This is a genomic window from Mesorhizobium sp. CNPSo 4684, from assembly GCF_057784315.1.
The window spans coordinates 123,894-144,753 of record NZ_JBWLUX010000010.1; the positions used below are offsets into that span (position 1 = coordinate 123,894).

19 protein-coding genes are annotated in these 20,860 nt (G+C 63.4%); 14 read left to right on the top strand and 5 right to left on the bottom strand.

The features are described 5' to 3' along the window. Positions 1-463: 463 nt before the first annotated feature. A complete protein-coding gene (locus AC04SG_RS11495; protein ID WP_488551111.1) occupies positions 464-1,045 on the bottom strand; it encodes a TetR/AcrR family transcriptional regulator in 582 nt (193 codons plus the stop codon). 242 nt (positions 1,046-1,287) lie between these two features. Here AC04SG_RS11495 and AC04SG_RS11500 point away from each other — a divergent pair, with 242 nt between their 5' ends. The 3 genes from AC04SG_RS11500 to AC04SG_RS11510 are packed head-to-tail and all read left to right on the top strand — an operon-like array spanning position 1,288 to position 5,902. Next, positions 1,288-1,545, top strand: a complete 258-nt coding sequence (locus AC04SG_RS11500; protein WP_352557301.1) for a hypothetical protein — start codon at positions 1,288-1,290, stop codon at positions 1,543-1,545. After that, positions 1,539-4,733, top strand: coding sequence for an efflux RND transporter permease subunit (locus AC04SG_RS11505; protein ID WP_488551112.1), 3,195 nt, complete (start codon positions 1,539-1,541; stop codon positions 4,731-4,733). Before AC04SG_RS11500 ends, AC04SG_RS11505 begins: the two co-directional genes overlap by 7 nt. Before the next feature lie 14 nt (positions 4,734-4,747). Further along, positions 4,748-5,902: an efflux RND transporter periplasmic adaptor subunit gene (locus AC04SG_RS11510; protein WP_488551113.1), complete on the top strand. Its 1,155-nt coding sequence runs from the start codon at positions 4,748-4,750 to the stop codon at positions 5,900-5,902. A gap of 170 nt (positions 5,903-6,072) precedes the next feature. Here the strand turns inward: AC04SG_RS11510 and AC04SG_RS11515 are convergent, their stop codons facing one another. Both AC04SG_RS11515 and AC04SG_RS11520 read right to left on the bottom strand, forming a co-directional pair. Then, entirely contained in the window at positions 6,073-6,777 is a 705-nt protein-coding gene (locus AC04SG_RS11515) for a molybdate ABC transporter substrate-binding protein (RefSeq protein WP_488551114.1), read from the bottom strand. 3 nt (positions 6,778-6,780) lie between these two features. Then, on the bottom strand, positions 6,781-6,969 hold the full coding sequence (locus AC04SG_RS11520; protein ID WP_488551115.1) for a hypothetical protein: 189 nt from the start codon (positions 6,967-6,969) through the stop codon (positions 6,781-6,783). A 184-nt stretch (positions 6,970-7,153) separates the two neighbouring features. On the opposite strand from AC04SG_RS11520, the gene AC04SG_RS11525 reads away from it, so the two are divergent. The 5 genes from AC04SG_RS11525 to AC04SG_RS11545 all read left to right on the top strand — a co-directional run bounded on the left by AC04SG_RS11525 (position 7,154) and on the right by AC04SG_RS11545 (position 12,847). After that, on the top strand, positions 7,154-7,846 hold the full coding sequence (locus AC04SG_RS11525) for a GntR family transcriptional regulator (protein ID WP_488551116.1): 693 nt from the start codon (positions 7,154-7,156) through the stop codon (positions 7,844-7,846). Between the two features lie 37 nt (positions 7,847-7,883). Next, complete coding sequence (locus AC04SG_RS11530; protein WP_488551117.1) at positions 7,884-8,987, top strand: mandelate racemase/muconate lactonizing enzyme family protein; 1,104 nt, start codon at positions 7,884-7,886, stop codon at positions 8,985-8,987. 341 nt (positions 8,988-9,328) lie between these two features. Next, positions 9,329-10,651 (top strand): NAD(P)H-dependent oxidoreductase, encoded by a 1,323-nt coding sequence (locus AC04SG_RS11535; protein WP_488551118.1) that lies wholly within the window; start codon positions 9,329-9,331, stop codon positions 10,649-10,651. 17 nt (positions 10,652-10,668) lie between these two features. Further along, complete coding sequence (locus AC04SG_RS11540) at positions 10,669-12,156, top strand: xylulokinase (protein ID WP_488551119.1); 1,488 nt, start codon at positions 10,669-10,671, stop codon at positions 12,154-12,156. 97 nt (positions 12,157-12,253) lie between these two features. After that, positions 12,254-12,847 carry a hypothetical protein gene (locus AC04SG_RS11545; RefSeq protein ID WP_488551120.1) on the top strand — a complete coding sequence of 198 codons (594 nt, stop codon included), beginning with the start codon at positions 12,254-12,256 and terminating at the stop codon, positions 12,845-12,847. A 60-nt stretch (positions 12,848-12,907) separates the two neighbouring features. Here the strand turns inward: AC04SG_RS11545 and AC04SG_RS11550 are convergent, their stop codons facing one another. Further along, positions 12,908-13,870, bottom strand: a complete 963-nt coding sequence (locus tag AC04SG_RS11550; protein ID WP_192256140.1) for a sugar-binding transcriptional regulator — start codon at positions 13,868-13,870, stop codon at positions 12,908-12,910. 282 nt (positions 13,871-14,152) lie between these two features. Here AC04SG_RS11550 and AC04SG_RS11555 point away from each other — a divergent pair, with 282 nt between their 5' ends. The 5 genes from AC04SG_RS11555 to AC04SG_RS11575 all read left to right on the top strand — a co-directional run bounded on the left by AC04SG_RS11555 (position 14,153) and on the right by AC04SG_RS11575 (position 19,397). Next, positions 14,153-15,136: an ABC transporter permease gene (locus AC04SG_RS11555; protein WP_192256831.1), complete on the top strand. Its 984-nt coding sequence runs from the start codon at positions 14,153-14,155 to the stop codon at positions 15,134-15,136. Between the two features lie 112 nt (positions 15,137-15,248). Continuing rightward, positions 15,249-16,187 carry a sugar ABC transporter substrate-binding protein gene (locus AC04SG_RS11560; RefSeq protein ID WP_352584436.1) on the top strand — a complete coding sequence of 313 codons (939 nt, stop codon included), beginning with the start codon at positions 15,249-15,251 and terminating at the stop codon, positions 16,185-16,187. Positions 16,188-16,216: 29 nt separating this feature from the next. Beyond that, complete coding sequence (locus tag AC04SG_RS11565) at positions 16,217-17,725, top strand: sugar ABC transporter ATP-binding protein (protein ID WP_488551121.1); 1,509 nt, start codon at positions 16,217-16,219, stop codon at positions 17,723-17,725. A 90-nt stretch (positions 17,726-17,815) separates the two neighbouring features. Further along, positions 17,816-18,601 (top strand): SDR family oxidoreductase, encoded by a 786-nt coding sequence (locus AC04SG_RS11570; protein ID WP_488551122.1) that lies wholly within the window; start codon positions 17,816-17,818, stop codon positions 18,599-18,601. Further along, positions 18,579-19,397 (top strand): SDR family oxidoreductase, encoded by an 819-nt coding sequence (locus AC04SG_RS11575; protein ID WP_488551123.1) that lies wholly within the window; start codon positions 18,579-18,581, stop codon positions 19,395-19,397. Before AC04SG_RS11570 ends, AC04SG_RS11575 begins: the two co-directional genes overlap by 23 nt. 141 nt (positions 19,398-19,538) lie before the next feature. Here the strand turns inward: AC04SG_RS11575 and AC04SG_RS11580 are convergent, their stop codons facing one another. Further along, positions 19,539-19,820: a hypothetical protein gene (locus tag AC04SG_RS11580; protein WP_488551124.1), complete on the bottom strand. Its 282-nt coding sequence runs from the start codon at positions 19,818-19,820 to the stop codon at positions 19,539-19,541. Between AC04SG_RS11580 and AC04SG_RS11585 the strand changes: the two genes are divergently transcribed. Further along, positions 19,819-20,793, top strand: coding sequence for an ABC transporter substrate-binding protein (locus tag AC04SG_RS11585; RefSeq protein WP_488551125.1), 975 nt, complete (start codon positions 19,819-19,821; stop codon positions 20,791-20,793). The two genes, AC04SG_RS11580 and AC04SG_RS11585, sit on opposite strands and share 2 nt — an antisense overlap. Positions 20,794-20,860 lie beyond the last annotated feature (67 nt).

Below are 20,860 nucleotides of genomic sequence, written 5' to 3' on the forward strand. Positions count from 1 at the left end.
GACAAGTCTGGGTAGCTGCCGCAAATCTGCACAGCAGCTATGCATCTTTTATGGTTGCCGAATCATTAAGCAACTCGTAGGTATTGGTGGTCGGCCATCTACTCCTCCCAGATGCGATGCCGGCGTTGAGTGCGGTGCACCTCCTCCCGCGCCGTGTTCGAAATCAAGCCCGCTGCCACCTCCTCCCGGCAGCGGGCTTTTTCTTTTTTGCATGGATTCCAAGAGGATGGCCAAGGCCTCGCTAGCCGGGCCGGATGGCAAGCCCCCTCACCCGGATTGCCAACCGAATTGCGAAGGGCAATTCGGGACAATCCGACCTCTCCCCGAGGAGAGAGGAGGTTGTTGGCGCCGACGCTTCTTTTCCCCAGCGGGGGTGAGGCGCGGTCCGCGTAGCGGACGAAGGGCGGTGGCCGCGGAACGGCCGGATGAGGGGGCTCTTAGTCCAAGCTCAGTGCGCTGGAGCTCAACGCGCCCTGAAAGAGCTGATCAGGCCTTCCGCCATGCGCACGAACTGTGTGCTGGGGCCTTGGCAGCCCATGGTCTGCACGCTGACGCGCGCGCCCTCGAACAGCAGCGACAGCGTGTCGGCGAGAAGCTCGGCCTGACCGATGCCGGCATCGCGGCACAGCGTAATAAGGCGATCGCGCTGGGCGCTCTTGAGCTCCTTGATCACTCTCCTCGCCGGATGGTTCGGCTCGGTCAGTTCGACGGCGGCGTTGGCCATGTCGCAGCCGCGACCGTCGGCGGCGAGCATATCGGCGACCTTGCGGACCCAGGCATGCAATTGCGCCAGCTTGTCGCCGGGGTGCTCCGCCTCGAACTCATCCCATATCGCGGCGCCCTTGGCCGCCGAAGCGCGCAGGCACTGGATGATGAGTTCGTCCTTGGACTCGAAATGACGGTAGAGCGTCATCTTGTTGGTGCCGGCGGCTTCCGTAATGGCGTCAACGCCGACGCCCTTGATGCCATGTTTGTGAAACATGTCCTGCGCCGTCTCCAGGATTCGATCCCGGGGACGCACGCGATCCGTAATGCCGTCTGCCATCGCAGTCTCCTTGTCTCCCTAAATTTTCGGCCCACCTCTTGACTAGGGTGTTACCGGTCTGTAACTATCAAAATGTTACTTACTGGTAACACCTATGTAGCCTTCCGTCAATAACAAGGCCGTGAACTGGTCCTGCCAGATCGCAAAGGGTGAAAATTGCGGTTCATGCGGCTCCGGCCGGTGAAGAGATGAAAACCGGTTCGCGATCATCCGATGCGAATCGCTGGAATGGAGACGCTCCAATGTCGCAGCGCAAGGATTTGACTATCGATGAAGCCATCCGGGATCCGATGATCCGGCTGGTGATGAAGGCGGACCGCGTCAACCCGCGCGCCTTCGAAGCGATGCTGAGGACCGTGGCCGATGAGCAGGGCCTCAGCCGCGGGCCGTCTTCGTATTTTTTGCAGGACCCGGGTTCGGCGCGCAGCCGGCGGCTGTCCCGGTCTGCCCATTCATTTAAAGAGGCCCATTCTTTTAAAGAGGCTTGCGTGTCGTGGTAAACTTTTTCATCCATCGTCCGATCTTCGCCTCGGCCATCGCCATCATCATGGTGCTCGCCGGGACGATTTGTTATTTCCTTTTGCCGGTCTCGCAGTTTCCTGACATCACGCCGCCGCAGGTGGTGGTCAGCGCCCACTATCCGGGCGCCAGCGCGCAAGTGGTCGCCGATACGGTGACGACGCCGCTGGAGCAGCAGATCAACGGCGTCGAAGGCATGACCTACATGTCGTCGTCGAGCTCCAATGACGGCTCCTCGACAATCACCATCACCTTCGATGTCGGCTATCCGCTGAGCACGGCGGCCGTCGACGTGCAGAACCGCGTCTCGCAAGCCGCCTCGTCGCTGCCGGCGATCGTCAACCAGGGTGGTGTGACGATCAAGAAGCAGAATCCGAATTTCGTCCTCATCGTCAACCTGACCTCGCCCGACAGTTCGGTCGATCCGGTGGCGCTGAGCAACCTGGCCTATTTGCAGGTTGTCGATCCGCTGAAGCGCCTGCCCGGCGTCGGCGATGTGCAAATCTTCGGCGAACGGCGCTATTCGATGCGCGTCTGGCTCGATCCCGACAAGCTCGCCAATCTCGGCATCACCGCGGTCGACGTCCAGAATGCCATTTCGGAACAGAACGTCCAGGTGGCAGCCGGCAAGATCGGCCAGTCGCCGGCGCCCGCCGGCACCGCCTTCGAAATGCAGGTCAACGCCGTCGGACGCCTGAGCGACCCGAAGGAATTCGGCGACATCGTCGTGCGCGCCAATACGGACACCGGTTCGCTGGTGCGGCTGCGCGACGTCGCCCGCATCGAACTCGGTGCGTTGCAATATTCGTCGTCGGCCTTCTTCGGCAAGGACCCGACCGTGGTGCTCGCCGTCTACCAGATGCCGGGTTCCAACGCGCTCGATCTGCAGCAGCGCGTCAAGGACAAGATGCAGGAGCTGTCGGCGCGTTTCCCCAAGGGCGTCTCCTACGCCATGCATTACGACACGACGCGCTTCGTGTCGGCCTCGATGCATGACGTGCTGATCACGCTCGGCGAAGCCCTGGTGCTGGTCGTGGCCGTTGTCTTCATCTTCCTGCAAAGCTGGCGCACGACGATCATCCCCACCATCGCCATTCCGGTGTCGCTGGTGGCGACGATGGTCGTCATGGAGATGATGGGCTTCTCGCTCAACATGCTCTCTCTGCTCGGCATGGTGCTGGCCATCGGCCTCGTCGTCGACGATGCCATCGTGGTGGTGGAAAATGTCGAGCGACAATTGGAAGCCGGATTGAAACCGCTGGCGGCGACCAAGGCCGCGATGGCCGAAGTCACCGGACCGATCATCGCCACCACGGCGGTGCTGATGGCGGTCTTTGTTCCGGTGGCCTTTATTCCCGGCGTCTCCGGCAAGCTCTACAACCAGTTTGCGCTGACGGTGGCGATTTCCGTCGGCATCTCAGCCTTCAACTCGCTAACGCTCAGCCCGGCGCTGAGTGCCGCCTTCCTGCGCCATCGCGGCGAGACGCAGTTCGCGCCTTTCCGCTGGTTCAATGCCGGCTTCGACAAGCTCTCGCATGCCTACGCGCACGGCGTGCGCATCCTCATCCGGCTGCGCTGGATCATGCTTGGCCTGTTCGCGGCCGGACTTGTCGCCACCTACTTCGTCTGGCAGAAGCTGCCTTCGACCTTCCTTCCGGTCGAGGACCAGGGCTACTTCTTCGTCGTCATCCAGCTGCCTGACGGCGCTTCGCTGGAGCGCACCGACGCCGTGGCGCAGAAGGCTCGCGACATATTGCAAGCGACGCCTGGCGTCGACATTGTCGGCTCGATCAGTGGCCTGAACTTCCTCACCAGTGCGGCGCAGTCGAACTCGGCGGTCGAGTTCGCCATCCTGAAGCCATGGGAAGAGCGCGGCCCCGACCAGAGTGCGTCGAAGCTCGTCGCCGACGTGCGCGGCAAGCTGATGCAGATTCCGGAAGCCTTCGCGCTGTCTTTCGATCCGCCTTCGATCCCGGGTATCGGCACCACGGGCGGCTTCGAATTCGTCGTCGAAGACCTTACCGGCCGTGGCAGCATGGCCCTCAACGACGCGACGCAAGCCGTGATCGCCGAGGCGCGCAAGCAGCCGGAAATCAATCCGCAACAGCTGTTCTCGCCGTTCTCGACCTCGACGCCGCAGTTCAACTACGACCTCGACCGCAGCAAGGCCAAACTGCTCGGCCTCAACCTGCCCGATGTCTTCAACACGCTGCAGATCTATCTCGGCTCGCTCTACGTCAACGACTTCAACCTGTTCGGCCGCACCTTCCGGGTGACCATCCAGGCCGACAAGGATGCGCGTGCGGGTGCGGCCGACATTTCGCGGCTCTATGTGCGCAATGCATCCGGCGGCATGGTGCCGCTCTCGACACTGGGCAAGCTGGTGCCGTTCGTCGGCCCTGAAACCGTGCCGCACTACAACAACAACGCCTCGGCCACGATCAATGGCGGCGCAGCCCCCGGCTTCTCGTCGGGCCAGGCGGTCGCCGCGATGGAGCGGGCCGCTGCCACCGCGCTGCCCAGGGATTTCGGTTTCGAATGGACCGGCATCACCTTCCAGGAGCTCAAGGCGGGATCGATCGCGTCGGTCGTCTTCGGCCTTGCCATCGTCTTCGTCTTCCTGATCCTGGCGATGCAGTATGAGAGCTGGGCGATGCCGTTCATGGTGCTGCTGGCGGTGCCACTGGCCCTGTTCGGTGCCTTCGCAGCCCTGTTCCTGCGCGGCATGCAGATCGACGTCTACTCGCAGATCGGCTTCGTCATGCTGATTGGCCTGGCGGCCAAGAACGCGATCCTGATCGTCGAGTTCGCAAGGCGACGGCGCGAGGAAGGCCTGAGCATCGTCGACGCGGCGATGGAAGCCGCGCGGCTCAGGCTGCGGCCGATCCTGATGACGGCCTTCGCCTTCATCCTCGGCGTGCTGCCGCTGATGTTTGCGACGGGTGCGGGTGCAGCAAGCCGGCAGTCGATCGGCACCACCGTCTTCGGCGGCATGGTCGCCGCGACCATCCTGTCGCTGGTGTTCGTGCCGGTCTTCTACGCGGTCATCGAACGGCTGCGCGAAGGCCGCGAGCGCAGCGACGCCCATGACCAGGACCACAGTGACCAGGACAACAATGAACCGACTGCCGACCCAGCGCTCGTGCGACTGGCCGAAGCGGCCGAATAGAATTGGAGACCAAAATGCGTAAATGGAAAGTAGCATTGGGAACGGCCGTCGCCCTGGGGGCGATCTCGGTGGCAAGCGTTCACTTCCTCGACATGGCCAATCTCAGCCTCAATGCCGGCACGGCGGCGGCGACGCCCGCGCCAGCGGCATTCGTCATGCCGGTGCCGGTGGCGAGCGTGGTCAAGAAGACCATCCCGATCTATCTCGACTACGCCGCCCGCATCGAGGCGATCCACAGCGTCACGCTGCAGGCCCGCGTGCCCGGCTATCTCGAGGAGCAGACGGCTGAAGACGGCGCCGATGTGCGCCAGGGCGACCTGCTCTACAAGATCTCGCCCGACGACTTCCAGGCGGCTCTCGACCAGGCCAAGGCCGCGGTGCAGCGCGACCAGGCGAGCCTCGACTATGCGCGCTCCAATCTCGGCCGCGGTTCGGAACTCGCCAAGAGCGGCTATCTGGCCAAGGACGGGTTCGACCAGCGCACCAGTACGTTGCGCCAGGCCGAGGCGTCGCTTGCCGTCAACCAGGCGGCGGTGCGGACCGCCGAACTCAATTTGAGCTATGCCGAAATCCACGCCCCGTTCGCCGGCCGCGTCGGCCGCAACCAGGCATCCGTCGGCACGCTGGTCAGCGTCGCCGGCACGGTGCTGAACACGCTGGTGCAGCTCGACCCGATCTACGTCACCTTCAATCCTAGCGAGACGGACCTGGCCGAAATAGAGCAGGCCCGCGCGGCCGGCCCGATCGAGGTCGAGGTGCTGCTGCCCGGCGAGACCAAGACCAGCCAGAAAGGCGAACTCACCTTCATCGACAACACGGTCGACCACTCGACCGGCACGATCACGGCGCGCGCCACCATCGGCAATGCGAAGTTCTCGCTGCTGCCGGGCCAGTATGTGCGCGTGCGGCTGCACATCAGGCAGCAGCCGGATGCACTGATGGTGCCGCAGGTGGCGCTGGGTTCGAGCCAGCTCGGCAAATATGTCTATGTCGTCGGCAAGGGCAACACGGTCGACCAGCGCATCGTCACGCTTGGCGCGAACAGCGGCGATCTGGTGGCCGTGCTGACCGGCGTTGCCGAAGGCGACCAGGTGATAACGGGCAATCTGCAGAAGATCGGACCAGGAATGCCGATCTCGCCATTGCCTCAGGAAAAACCGGCCAGCTGATAACCCCCATCAGCTCCGGTTCTGTGGCGCCCTCGGCACCCACGCCGAGGGCGCCGTTTTTCGTGAGCAGCTCTACCGGGAGTCTAAAATCAATGGTGACCCAAGCGGACTTTCGCCTGGATCGTGAAGAACCGCTCTTCAGGCGATGGCGGTGAGCCGATCGCTGCTGATCAAGCACGCTTTTTGCAGCGCTCGACGCCCTTTGCCGCCAAGATGTCATCAACGGCTGTCGACATCAGAAATTCCGACAGCTGCCTGGCGGCTTCTGCGTCCGTTAAATCGGCGCTGATGCCAATAGCGAAGTCAATGTAACTTTGGAGTTCTGCCGGAAACTGGCCGACAAGCATGACCTCGGGAGCGGCGGCGAGAATCGAAGTCACGGGAACGACCCCCAACTCGGCTTCCCCACGACCTACGGCCGCTGCTGTCTGCCCCCCTGGTATAGCCACCAGCTTGGGCTTGACCTCATCCGCTATTCCCAAGCGTTCCAGCAAACCGGAGAAATAGCCGCCGCTGGTTCCTTCACTGGCGTAGGCGATTGATCTGGCGCTCTTCAATGCATGTTCGAATGCTTCCACGGATCCAATGTTGAGCGGTCGACCGCCTGCCTTGGCCGCCACCCCCATTGCTACCCGGCCAAACGCCACCTGGCTTCCCGCCTTGACCTTTCCCAAGGCGGCCAGATCCTGAACCAGGTTCGGATTGATGATGACGAGGTCAAAAGGGTCCCCAGCCTCAATCCGCTTCTTTACTGTCGGATTGAGCTCCCACTTGACCGCAACTGTGAATCCTGTGGTCGTTTCGAACTGAGATATGAGAGCAAGTACGGCGGGGCGGACCGCAATGGCGCCAAAAACCCGGATATCTTGAATCATGGCCTAAACCTGAAATCGGTCGAAACGAGCTTCCTTATCATACGCCTGAGGCGCCGTTTTCGTCAGCAGGTCCACCAGAGCGGCGCGGTCGGCCTTGGCCGGCGGCATGAACGCGCAATAAGGATGCCCGAGACGCACCGAGACGGACGAGAGTGCGATCAGCTGTCCGGCCTCCAGATCGGCGCGCGCCATGACTCGCTGACCAAGGGCAGTGCCCAGCCCCAGCCTCGCCGCCGATATCGCCAGGCTTCTACGGCCGCGCAGCATGAGACCGAAAGGCTGACACGCCACCCGCTACAAGAATCCGGAAAAGGCCTCTTGTAGGATTGTCGACAATCTGCTTGTCTTGTTCCCCGGCTCTCACTGGAGTGGCGACATGGCCAAGCTGGATTTCAGTCCGATCGCGGATACGACACGTCGGGCCGAGATCGTCGCGCTGCTCAGGCGCGCGATCCTGACCGGCCAGCTGGAACCCGGGCAAAAACTCAACGAACTCAGGATCGCCGAGCAGATGCGGGTCAGCCGCGCGCCGTTGCGCGAGGCGATGCGCGAGCTGGTGCAGGAAGGCATTCTCACCAGCATTCCCTATGCCGGCACGTTTGTGATCGATGTCACCGCCAAGGACATCGATGACGCCTATTCGCTGAACAAGGTGCTCGATGAATTCGCCATCGAACGCACCTGGAAGCTGCGCGACCCGCGCTTCTTCGACGAGCTCGACAGCCGCCACGAGGCGGTGAAGCAGGCGACGCGGGCGCTCGACACCACGCGCCAGATCGAAACCGCGCTGCAATTGCACGGGCTGATTTATGAATGGGCCGACAATTCGGTGCTGCTGGAAACCTGGCAGCGGCTGACCAGCCGGCTGCAAATGTATTTTGCCTTGCACCAGCGGGCGCGCAACGAGCCGGTACCGGCGGAAGATGTCCACGAGACTTATGTGCGGCTCTTGAAAGGCGCCGACATGCGCGCCGCCCAGCGCCATGCCCGTGAGCACATCGACCTCGATTTCGAAGAGCTGCTCGCCTATGCGCGCGGCCTCGAAAAGCGGACATCGAAGGGCGCCTGACCCCTCCTCGCCACCAAGGGACAACGGACAGACAAACGTGCAGATCAAAACCATCAAGGCCTATCGAGTCGTGCAGCCCTTCGTGGACGGGCCCTACCGCATGTCCAAGGGACGGGTCGCCGACTGCTTCGACGCGGTGATCGTCGCCATCACCTCCGACAGCGGCGTGACCGGCTGGGGCGAGATGGCGCCGCTCGGCAATTTCTATTCGGCCGCCTTTCCGGCCGGCACCCGCGCCGGCGTGGTCGAGATCGCGCCGCACCTCATCGGCCAAGATCCACGCGGCCTCGCCGGCATCGGCCGGCTGATGGACACGGTGTTCAAGGGCCATCCCTACATCAAGTCGCCGCTCGACATGGCCTGCTGGGACCTGGCTGCCCGCGCCGCCGACGTACCGCTGGTGACGATGCTTGGCGGCCGCGAGAGCGACATGGCGGCGACCTACCGCGTCGTCACCCACGGCACGCTCGACCAGATGGCGGCACTGGCCAAAAGGATCATCGCCGAGGGTTGCCGCCGCCTGCAGGTCAAGGTCGGCGGTAACGTGCATGACGACATCGACCGGGTGACGGCCGTCGCTTCGGCCGTGCCGAAAGGCACGGTCATTTTCTGCGACGCCAATGCCGGCTGGACGCCCTACCAGGCACGGCAGTTCGCCGATGCCACGCGCGGCATCGACTATACATTCGAGCAGCCCTGCACGACGATCGAGGAGAACATGTCGGTGCGCCGCATGCTCGACAAGCCGATGGTGCTCGACGAGAGCGTCATTTCGCTCGAGGCTATGCTGGATATTCACCGCCTGGGCGCGGCCGACGGGCTGACGCTGAAGATCTCGCGGCTGGGCGGCGTGACCAGGACCCGGCAGATCCGCGACGTCGCCGTCGATCTGGGCTTCATGATCACCGTCGAGGATACGGGCGGCGCCGAGATCGATACGGCGGCGATGGCACATCTGTCGCTGTCGACGCCCGAAGAACGCCGGCTGCACGCCATTGCCTTCCACGAATGGGTGACGGTGCGCACAGCAAAAAACGCCCCGCCAGTCACCGGCAGCCATATGGGCATTCCCGACGGACCCGGCCTCGGCATCGATGTCGACCCGAGCCTGCTTGGCAAACCATTCTTCGAGATCGGCTGAGATGAAGATCAAGCGCGTCAAGGCAAGGCAGATCAACTACCGGCTGGAAGCCCTTTACGTCTGGGCGATCGGCTAACTCGACGGGTTCTCGCCGACCCCTCGTCGAGGTCAAGACTGAGGGGCACTTCTCGCCGGCGGTGCGAAATAACCGCCGTAGCGATCCTTCGCGCCCCCTTATTCCCGCCAGCATCAAGGGTTCTCACCACCACGAACCCTTCGTGGGTGATTTTGAGTCCCTCAGCCATTACCCCTTTTCTCGGTTGAAATATTTTTCAAATGGAAATAGGAATGTTCAAAATGATGATTTGACGCTGCGGCGCGTCACGACTGGAGGAAGCGATATGGCCCATCCGCAATTTGCAGCGGAACTTCTGCAGCGCGCTGAAGCCCAAGGGCCAATCACCATCGGTCTCGCCGGCGCCGGTCAGATGGGCACCGACATCGTCGTCCAGGTGGCGTTGATGCCGGGCATGCGGATCGGTGCCATTTCCGAAGTGCGGCCGCAAGCGGCGATCGATGCCGCCCTGCTTGCCGGCCATGACCGCTCCGACATCGTCCAGGCGGCCAATGCGTCCGCCATCGACCGCGCCATCGAGGCCGGCAAGATCGCTGTCACCGAGGATCTGCATGCGCTGGCCGCGGCCGGCCGCATCGACGTCATCATCGACGCCACCGGCAATCCCAACATCGGCACGCTGTTTGCGCTCGAAGTGATGAAGAACGGCAAGCACATCGTCATGCTCAACGTCGAAGCCGACATCACCATCGGGCGCTTCCTGAAGGAAGAGGCGCGCAAGGCCGGCGTCGTCTACACCGGTGCGGCCGGCGACGAGCCCGCCTGCACGCTGGAGATCATCGGCTTTGCCCGCAGCCTCGGCTTTAGCATCATCGCCGCCGGCAAGGGCAAGAACAATCCGCTGAAGTTCGACGCCATGCCGGCCGACTACGCCAAGGAAGCAGCCGAGCGCAACATGAATGCGCGCATGCTGGTCGAGTTTGTCGACGGCTCCAAGACGGCGATCGAGATGGTGGCGATCGCCAACGCCACGGGGCTGGTGCCCGACGTGCCGGGCATGCACGGCCCGACGGCAACGCTTGAGGAGCTGGCCAGCGTGCTTTGCCCGCGCGAAGATGGCGGCGTGCTGCACCGCAAGGGTGTCGTCGACTATTCAATCGGCAAGGGCGTGGCGCCCGGCGTGTTCTGCGTCATCGAGACCAGGCATCCGCGCGTGATGGAGCGGATGATCGACCTCAAGGTCGGCAAGGGCCCCTATTTCACGATCTTCCGGCCCTATCATTTGACCAGCCTGGAAGTGCCGCTGTCGGCGGCGCGCGCCGTGGTCTACAAGCGCGCGGATATGGAACCGCTCGACCATCCGGTTGCCGAAGCGGTGGCGGTGGCCAAGAGCGATCTCGGCACGGGCCAATCGCTTGGCATGATCGGCGAGACAGACTATCGCGGCTTCGCCATGACCTGGGAGGACGCGCGCGCCAAGGGGGCGCTGCCGCTCGGGCTTGCCGAACGCGCCAAGGTGGTCAAGCCGATCAGAACAGGCGACTTCCTCACCTATGAAAATTGTGTACCCGACGATTCGATGGTGATAACGCAGATCCGCCGTCGTCTCGACCAGTCGGACGGACGGTTCGTGACCAACGCCGCCTGAACCTTCGGGGCCTCTTGATGGACGACGTCGTTATCGGGATCGACGCCTCGACGACGGCCGTGAAGGCGATTGCTTTCACCCGCGATGGCACGGCGCTTTTCCAGGCACGCGAGACCTATCCGCTTTCGAACCCGAAGCCCGGCCATTTCGAACAGGATGCCGAACATTGGTGGGCAGCCCTCAACAGTGCGCTGAAGCAGGTCACCGACAAGATAGGAGCGGCGCGCATAGCAGCGATCGCCATCGCTCATCAACGCGAGACCTTCACGCTGATCGATCATGCCGGCAAGCCGCTCATTCCGGCGATCCTGTGGCTTGACGAGCGCGCCCGGCCGCAGGTCGCTCGACTGTCGGCCGAGCTCGGCCGCGAAGCGATCCGCGACTGGAGCGGCAAGCCGCCGGATCCGACGCCGGCACTCTATGCCATCGCCTGGCTGGCGGAGCACCAGCCGCAGGTGCTCTACAGCGCCGCGGCACTCGTCGACGTTCACGGCTTCTTCGTCCATCGGCTGACCGGCCATCTCGTCACCAGCAAGGCAAGTGCCGATCCGCTCGGCCTGCTCGACGTCGCGACAGGAGAATGGCGCCCTGAACTCATCGCGGCCGCGGGACTCAGGCCCGAGCAGTTGCCGGCGCTGATTGGTCCCGGTGAAATTTGCGGCGGACTCGCCGAAAGCATTGCGCAGCTGACTGGCCTGAAGGCCGGTACGCCAATCGTCGCCGGTGCCGGCGACGGCCAGGCTATGGGCCTCGGCATGGGCGTCTATGGCGCCGGCAAGAGCTATCTCTCGCTCGGCTCCGGCGTCGTCAGCGGCTGCTATTCCGGCACGGTCACCACATCGGACGCGTTTCGCACGCTGGTCTCGCCGACCGGCTCCGGGTTCATGCTGGAGACCGTGCTGCGCTCGGGCATGCAACTGGTCGACTGGATCGTGCGCACCACAGGCGCTTCTTCCGCGGCAGAACTGGAGAAGCTTGCTATCGACGTCGCGGCCGGCAGTGACGGGCTGCTGGTCATGCCCTATTGGGCCGGCGTGATGAGCCCCTATTGGGACGACGCGGCGCGAGGCGCTGTCGTCGGCCTGTCGCTCAACCATGAGCCCAGGCATCTCTTCCGCGCGACGTTGGAAGGTATCGCTTTCGAGCAAGCCATCGCAAGCGAGGCGATGGAAGGAGAGAGCGGCGGCAGGCCGACGGAGATGATTGCCGCCGGCGGCGGCACCAATTCGGCGCTGCTGATGCAAATCATGGCCAGCGTGCTCGAGCGGCCGCTTCTCGTGTCGCCTGTCAACGAGGCGGCGGCGCTTGGCGCGGCCATGCTGGCGGCTTCGGCGATCGGCTGGTTCGTCTCCCCGGAAGAAGCAGCCAAGGCGATGGCGGCGGCGCCGGCCCGGCGTGTCGATCCTGTCGCGGAACTGGTCCCAGCCTACCGCTCTCGCAAGGCGATCTATCGCGACCTCTATCACGCGACGCGCGACATCCACGCTCGGCTGGGTGCAATCTGAGTTCGAGCTGACGTTTCCGGTGGGAAATTCCGGTTTTCGATCCGCCGACGCGATCCATTTTGTGTCCTGCCCGGCGGATGCTAGACTCACCGGGCTCATGAAGGCTGCACTTCACCTTGCCGCCCTGCCCTGGATTGTCGCGCTTGCGGCAGGTCCAATGGCGGCGCATGCGCAGGACGAGCCACCTTTTGAGGTAACCCTCGACATGGACAATGACGGCCGGATGGATCGGGCCGTCATCGCGGCGGATCCCGACAGCGGGCTGGCGGATCTTGCCGTCTATCTGGCTGCCGGCGACGGAAAGCTCGATCCTTCGCGCAAGCCTGACTTCGTCAAAAAGGCGCTTACGGAAGATCGTATTCTCGGGCTCGAAAGCAAAGGCAAGGGATCGCTTGCCATCACCTCCTGCTTCGGCTGCGGCGCCAGCAAATCAACGGAAGAGACGCTGACCGTCGTTTATCGCCGCGGCAAGTTCCTGGTCGGCGGCTACAGCCGCAGCTGGGACTGGGGCGAGCAGAAAGCCGACGGGACCGTCGAGACCACGCTCGGCGGCTGCGACATCAACTATCTCACCGGCAAAGCCACCATCTCCAAGGACCTGGAGGCCGGCCGGCCGATCAAGGGCAAGTTCAAACCGGTGCCCTTGAAGGACTGGTCCTACGAGAAGCACCCCAAGGCTTGCGAATTCTGAAAAGACTTTTTTCTCAGGTTCCTGACGGAAAATCGCTGCCACTGTTCCGGGCATCGAGGATCAGCGATTGAGCAGGCCCTTGGCGGCGTCCTCGTCGGTGATCAGCACCGCGATCTTGGTGTTGGCGAGCGCGGCGCGCATGATGGCCACCTTTTCCTGCCCCCCCGAGACCAGGATGATGTTCGGGATGTCCGACAGTTCCTGCAGCGGATAGGCGCAGACGCGGCGGTTGACCTCATGGTCGACCGGGCGGCCCTCGGCGTCGATGAAGTGACAGAGAATGTCACCGACTGCACCCGCCGCCTGCAATTCCTCGAGCTCGCTCGGCTTGATGAAACCGTAATTGGCGATCGGGCTGTCGTTGGAGAACGAGCCGACGCTGAGCACGGCGATGTTGGCCCGCCGCGCCCGGAAGACGACGTCCTGGACACTGCGCTGGCTCATGAAGGCATCGCGCTGCTCGGGCTTGTCGGCATAGACCGGCACCGGCAGCAGGAAACATTCGGCACCGATCTTCTCGGCGAATTCCCAGGCGCTTTCGGTCGGGTTGAGCGGCTGTGCATGGGTGAGGCCGCCGAGCATCGAGACGACGGTGGTTCTGGCAATCGGTCGCCTCGGCAACTCGTTGATGGCGAATTTCAGCGTGCGGCCCCAGCCCAGCGCAATGACATCGCCGGCATTGACGTTGTCGGCGAGATAGGCGGCGGCGGCGTGGCCGATCATCAGCGGCGCGTTGCTGCGGTCGGCGGCCGACGGCACCACGACGGCCTGGCTGAGCCCGAAGCGCTGCTTCAGGCTTTCCTCAAGCTGCACGCATTCGACGACACTGTCGCGAATGCGGAACTGGACAATGCCCTCCTCGCGGGCGGCGGAGAGGATGCGATGCACCTTGATGCGGCCGACGCCGAGGATCTCGGATATCCGCTCCTGCGTCAGGCCTTCGACATAGTAATGCCAGGCGGCACGGGCCTTCAGCTCGGCATCGGGGAAGCGCGGGGCCTTCTCGTTTTCGACGGTTGCCATCTTTTTGCCCTCCCACGGCAGATTCGGAATCTTTTCCGCAGAGTGCCGCCCCTGGCCTTCCCTAGGACAAACCCCCAGGTGGCGCAAACCGTCTGCATGGCGCGACGGCACTTGACAATTTTCTAACGAACAGTTTAGCTGAACAAAATTGCATATCAAAGATAAATTGTTCACAGGGAGGTGCCTGGTGAACAAGAGCGGACGGCAGGCCATCGCCGTTTCGCTGACGGAGGAGACGAAGTGGCCGTGAGCAATGATGCAAGCGAGTCGAAGGCTGGCGAGTTGAAAGCCGCGCCCGGCGCTCAAGGCGCGACGGGTACAAAGCTTTCGGCGCTGTTCGCCGGAACCATGGGACCGTTGATCGGACTCGCGCTGCTTTGCCTGGCGTTGACGCTGACCACCGACACATTCCTCACCGTTCGCAACATCCTCAACGTGCTCGACCAGATCACCGTGCTCGGCATCATGGCGATCGGCATGACGCTGGTCATCCTGATCGGCGGCATCGATCTCTCCGTCGGCTCGGTGCTGGCGCTTGCCGCCATGGTGATGGGCTTCGTCGCCCACCCCGACTATCTCAATCTCGGCCTTGCGGCCGGCGTCATCGCCGGACTGGTCGTCGCCGGCCTTTGCGGACTGGTGTCCGGCCTGCTGGTGACCGTCACCCGGCTGCCGCCCTTCATCGCCACGCTGGCGATGATGTCGGTGGCGCGCGGTCTTGCCAACATGATCACCGACGGCTCGCAGATCGTCGGCTTCCCCGACTGGTTCACCAACCTGTCGATCATCCGCCATTTCGGCTTCCTGTCGGTCACCGTCGGGTTGATGATGGTGCTGGCGATCATCTTCGCCATCTTCCTCAACTACCGCGCCACCGGCCGCAGCCTTTACGCCATCGGCGGCAGCGCCGAGGTGGCGCGGCTCTCCGGCATTCCGGTGAAGTCGCTGACCAACTGGGTCTATGCGATCTGCGGCGTGCTCGCCGGGCTTGCCGGCATCGTGCTGGCGGCGCGGCTGGATTCGGTGCAGCCGAGTTCCGGCCTCGGCTATGAGCTCGACACCATCGCAGCGGTGGTGATCGGTGGCGCGAGTCTCTCGGGCGGCGTCGGCTCGATCGGCGGCACCGCGGTCGGCGTGCTCATCATCGGTGTGCTGCGCAACGGGCTCAATTTGCTCGGTGTCTCGCCCTTCATCCAGCAGGTGGTGATCGGCGTGGTGATCGCGCTGGCGGTCGCGACCGACACCTGGCGTCGGCGAGCTCAATGAGGAATTCGCCCGGAGCGTCCGGGCGATAGACGGATCGGTCGATCCGAAACTGGGATGTTCCAAGGGGCGCGATGCGCTGGCGGGACAGTTTGACTATCAACGGAGGAAACACATGCTGACCAAACGTTCACTGCTGCTTGCCGCGGCCGCAATCATTCCGCTGCTCGGCCTGACTGACATGGCCTCGGCCAAAGAGGCCAAGAAACTCGGCCTCGCTGTCGCCAATCTGCAGGCCGACTTCTTCAACCAGATCAAGCAGTCGGTCGAAGCCTACGGCAAGGAGAAGGGCATCGAGATCGTCACCGTCGACGCCAAGGGCGATTCGGCAACGCAGGTCAGCCAGGTGCAGGATTTGATCACGCAGAACATCGATGCGCTGATTTACATTCCGGCCGGCGCCACCGCCGCCACCGTGCCGACCAAGACCGCCAAGGCCGCCGGCATCCCGGTGATCAATGTCGACCGCAACGCCGACGGCGCCCCCGGTGACACTTTCATCGCCACCAACAGCGTCGCCTCCGCGCAAGCGGTATGCGACTACATTGCCAAGCAGGCCGGCGGCAAAGGCGAGCTGATCATCATCCACGGCCAGAAGGGCACGACGCCCGAGGTCGACCGCTCGAAGGGCTGCGGCGAAGCGCTCAAGGCCTATCCCGACATCAAGGTGGTCGGCGAATTGTGGAGCGAAGGCTGGCACCAGGACGAAGGTTTCAAGCTGACGCAGGACCTTTTGCAGTCGCATCCCGATGTCTCCATCGTCATCGGCCAGGCCGATGCGCTGGCGCTGGGCGCGGCACAGGCGGTCAAGGTCGCCAATCCCGGCCACAAGGTCTGGGTTGCCGGCTTCGACGGCGACGTGGCGGCGCTGAAGGCGCTGAAGGACGGCGTGTTCGACGTCACCGCGACGCAGCAGACGCAAGGCATGGGCAGGCTCGCTGTCGATGCGGCGATCAAGCTGGTGGCTGGCGAAAGCATTCCGGCCGAGCAGTTGCAGGATGCGACGCTGACCACCAAGGACAATGTCGAGCAGTTCATCGCCAAGCACCCCTAACAGCTCGCACCGGTCAAGAGAGCGCCACGATGTCCACAGAGCCTCGGCACAGCGAAAGCCCGCATAACGGACTCTTCGTCAACGGCCTCTGCAAGAGCTACGGACCGGTCCAGGTCCTGGCCGATGCAAGCTTCGAGGTGCGGCCGGGCGAGGTCGTGGCGCTGCTCGGCGAAAACGGCGCCGGCAAGTCGACGGTGTCCAACATCATTGCCGGCTCGACCAGACCCGACGCCGGCACCATCGTCTGGCGGGGGAAGCACTACTCCCCCGCCTCGCCTGCCGCGGCAATCGATGCCGGCGTCGGCATGATCCACCAGGAACTGAAGCTGCTGCCGGACCTGTCGGTGGCGGAAAACGTCTATGTCGGGCGCCTGCCGATGCGCGGCGGCCGCATCGACCGCGCTGAGATGAACGCCAAGGCGTCGGCGCAGTTGAAGCGCCTTGGCCTCGACGTCTCGCCCGAGCGCAAGGTGCGCACGCTGCGCATCGCCGCCCAGCAGCAGGTCGAGATCGCCAAGGCACTGACGCTGAACGCCGAACTGCTGATCTTCGACGAGCCGACGGCAGCGCTTGGCGGCGAAGAGACGGAGCTTTTGTTCCAGCAGATTCGCAAGCTCAAGGCCGAAGGCATGTCCTTCATCTACATCAGCCACCGGCTGGACGAGATCTCGCAGATTGCCGACCGCGTGGTGGTGATGCGCGACGGGCGCATCGTCGCCCGCCACGAACGCGCCGACATCCCCGTGCGCACTGTGGTCGAGCAGATGGTCGGCCGCTCGGTCGAGCGGATGTTTCCGCATCTGTCGCCGCCGCGCGAGGAGACGCTGCTCGAGGTCGAGAATCTTTCCTCGCCGGAGAAGAGTTTCAACAATGTCTCCTTCTCGGTCAAAGCAGGCGAAATCCTCGGCATCGCCGGGCTGATTGGCGCCGGCCGCACGGAACTGGTGCGGGCCATCGCCGGCGCCGATCCGATCTCGTCGGGCTCGGTGCGGGTTGCCGGGAAGCCGGTGCATCTCAGCGGGCCGGCGGCGGCGATCAAGGCCGGCGTCGTGCTGGTGCCGGAGGACCGCAAGGCGCAAGGCGTGGTGCTGGACCAGACCATCGGCGAGAATTTGGCGTTCGGCAATTTCGACCATGTCGCGCCGAAGGGCTGGGTGTTTCCCAAAGCGGTGCAGAAATTCGCCGAGGCCGGCATCTCGCGGCTCGGGGTGAAGGGCAAGCCGAACCAGGCGGTGAGCAAACTTTCCGGCGGCAACCAGCAGAAGGTGATCATCGCCAAATGGGTGTCGCGGCCACCAAAGGTGTTCATCCTCGATGAGCCGACGCGCGGCATAGATGTCGGCGCGCGCGCGGCGATCTACGACGTGATCGCCAACCTCGCCCGCTCCGGCATGGCGGTGGTGGTGGTGAGCTCCGACCTCGAGGAAGTGCTGGGACTGTCGCACCGCGTGCTGGTGCTGAGTCGCGGCCGCCAGCGCGGCATTCTCGACCGCAGCGACGCCAGCAATGTCGCGGTGATGGAACTCGCCACGAGCTAGAATAACGCGCAGCAGGTGATATCCTCCCAAGGATCGACCGCGTGGGGCGCCAGCAAGGACTGGCGCCCCTTCATTTCAGACGGCCGGTGGTTGGAGCAGAGGGACCGACGAATGAAACTATTCGATCTTCACGGAGACGTCGCACTGGTGACAGGAGCCGGCAGCGGCATCGGGCAAGCGATCGCAATTGGTCTGGCCGAAGCCGGCGCCGATGTCGTCTGTTTCGGCCACACATCCAAGGGCGGGCTCGACGAGACGGCACACAAGATTTCAGCACTTGGCCGCAAGGCGCTGGTGCTGACCGGCACGGTGACGTCGGAGGAAGACCTGGCGTCGGCGGTCGCAGGCACGGAGAGAGAACTCGGCGCGCTGACCATTGCCGTCAACAATGCCGGCATCGCCGGGGCCGAACCGGCCGAAACGCTGCCGCTGCAGACATGGCAGAAAATCTACGACGTCAATGTCAGCGGCGTGTTCCTGTCCTGCCAGGCGGAGGCGCGCGCCATGCTGGCCCGGCGCAAAGGCTCGATTATCAACATCGCCTCGATGTCCGGCTCGATCGTCAATCGCGGGCTCACCCAGGCGCATTACAATTCGTCGAAGGCGGCCGTCATCCACATGTCGAAAAGCCTCGCCATGGAGTGGGCCGATCGCGGCCTGCGCGTCAATGTGGTGAGCCCAGGCTACACGCTGACGCCGATGAACAAGCGGCCGGAAGTCGCCGAACAGATCAAGATATTCAAGCGCGATACGCCGATGGGGCGCATGGCGACGCCGGAAGAGATGGTCGGCCCGACCGTGTTCCTGGCCAGCCGCGCCGCGAGTTTTGTCACCGGTATCGACCTGATCGTCGATGGCGGTTTTGTCTGCTGGTAGGAGAACAAAAGTGCCGAAGCGTTTTGAAGGCAAGACGGCTGTCATCACCGGGGCCAGCGGCGGCATCGGTGCGGCGATGGCGAAGCGCTTTGCCGAGGAAGGTGCTGCGGTCGTGGTCAGCGCCATCGATGCCCGCGTCGAAGAGGTCGCCGCCAGCCTGAAAGCAGCGGGCGCCAAGGTCGCATCGATGCGCATGGACGTGACCAAGAAGGATGAGGTCACCGCGCTCTACGATCTCGCCGAGAAGGAGTTCGGGCGCGTCGACATTTCGGTGCAGAATGCCGGTGTCATCACCATCGCCCGGATCGAGGCGATGACCGAAGCCGAGTGGGACAAGGTGATGGCAGTCAACACCAAGGGCGTGTTCCTGTGCTGCCAGGAAGCGATCGCCCGCATCCGCAAGCATGGCGATGGCGGCCGGCTGATCAACACGGCATCAGGCCAGGCACGGCAAGGCTTCATCTACACGCCGCATTACGCGGCGTCGAAGTTCGGTGTCGTCGGCATCACCCAGAGCCTGGCCAAGGAAGTGGCCAAGGAGAAGATCACCGTCAACGCGATCTGCCCCGGCATCATCGACACCGACATGTGGGCCTATAACGACGCCGCATGGGGCAAGCTTATGGGCGATTACAAGCCCGGCGAGCTGATGGCCGAGTGGGTGAAGAATATCCCGATGGGCCGCGCCGGCAGCGGCGAGGATGTCTCCGGCCTGGTCAGCTTCCTCGCCAGCAACGACGCCACCTACATCACCGGCCAGACGATCAATGTCGATGGCGGCCTGATCATGTCGTGAAGTCAGCTCTGGCGGTTGGCAATCGACCAGTCTGAAATTCCGCAGTGCACGAGCCGTCAGCCGTTGCGCCGAATGAACGTTGGTATATATAATTTCATCCCATGAAACGGCCTTGGTGGGGATGGGGCTCGCCGGCCGAGATCATGGGACCTTGATGGCTCTGAAGTCACAGAGCGCCGCCGGAGCGGCGATCGATTCGTTGACGATTGCTCGCGCAGCAATCCATGCGATGCCATGACGCGGGCCTATCCAGCACCATACCACCACCAGATTGAGCACCATCTCGCCTGCGCCGGTTGCGGCCATGGAGAAGGGATGGCGCCAACGAGCTTGCGTAACGACCCGCCTTTCCAACACAATCAAGAAAAGACGCAAGAAGGGAACGACTAAGACTTCCACATGGTTTGACAGGAGAACAAGCATGTCATTTCGCAGTGAGATTTCGAGACTATCAATGGGAGCCTTGGCGCTTGCTGCTGCAAGCGCGCTGACACCGGCGGCGCAAGCGGCCGCGCCTGAATCCAACGACCCGATCAAGATCGCGCTGTTCGACTGGACCAGCGTCAACCTCAACGCCAAGATCCTTGGCGGCATTTTGGAAAAACTCGGCTACACCGTCGAATATCCGACCGCCGACTACCTCTCCAGCCTGACCACCGGCCTCACCAATGGCGACATCGATGTCGGCCTGGAATTCTGGGACACGACGGCCGGCGAAGCGATGAAGGCCTCCGACGCCACCGGCCAGACCGAGCGGCTCGGCAAGCTCGGACCGAAGGCCAAGGAAGAATGGTGGTTTCCCGAATACATGAAGGAGAAATGCCCGGGCCTGCCGAATTGGGAAGCGCTGAAGGACCCGAAATGCGCCGAGGCCTTTTCGACAGCCGAGACCGCACCGAATGGGCGCTATCTCGGCGGCCCGGTGACCTGGGAAGGCTTTGACGACGAGCGCGTCGAGGCGCTGAAGCTGCCCTTCACCGTCATCCATGCCGGCACCGACGCGGCGATGTTCGCCGAACTGGACTCGGCCTATCAGCGCAAGGCGCCGATCATGCTGTGGATCTATTCGCCGCACTGGGCGCCGGCCAAGTACAAGGGCGAATGGGTGCAATTCCCCGAATACACGCCGGAGTGCTACACCGACCCGAAATGGGGCACCAACCCCGACGCCAAATATGATTGCGGCAAGCCGCATGGCGAGATCTGGAAATACTCCTGGTCGGGCATGAAGGACAAATGGCCGGTCGCCTACAAAGTGGCCAAGGCCTACACGGTCGACACCGACGAGCTCAACAAGATGAGCGGCGAGATCGACCTCGGCGGCAAGAAGCCTGAAGAAGTCGCCGCCGCCTGGATCGCCGCCCATGAGGCCGACTGGAAAGCCTGGGCGCAGTGATCGTTCCGACTGGAAGCCAGACCCGGCCGTAGCGGCCGGGTCTATTTCCCTATTTTCCAGAAGGACC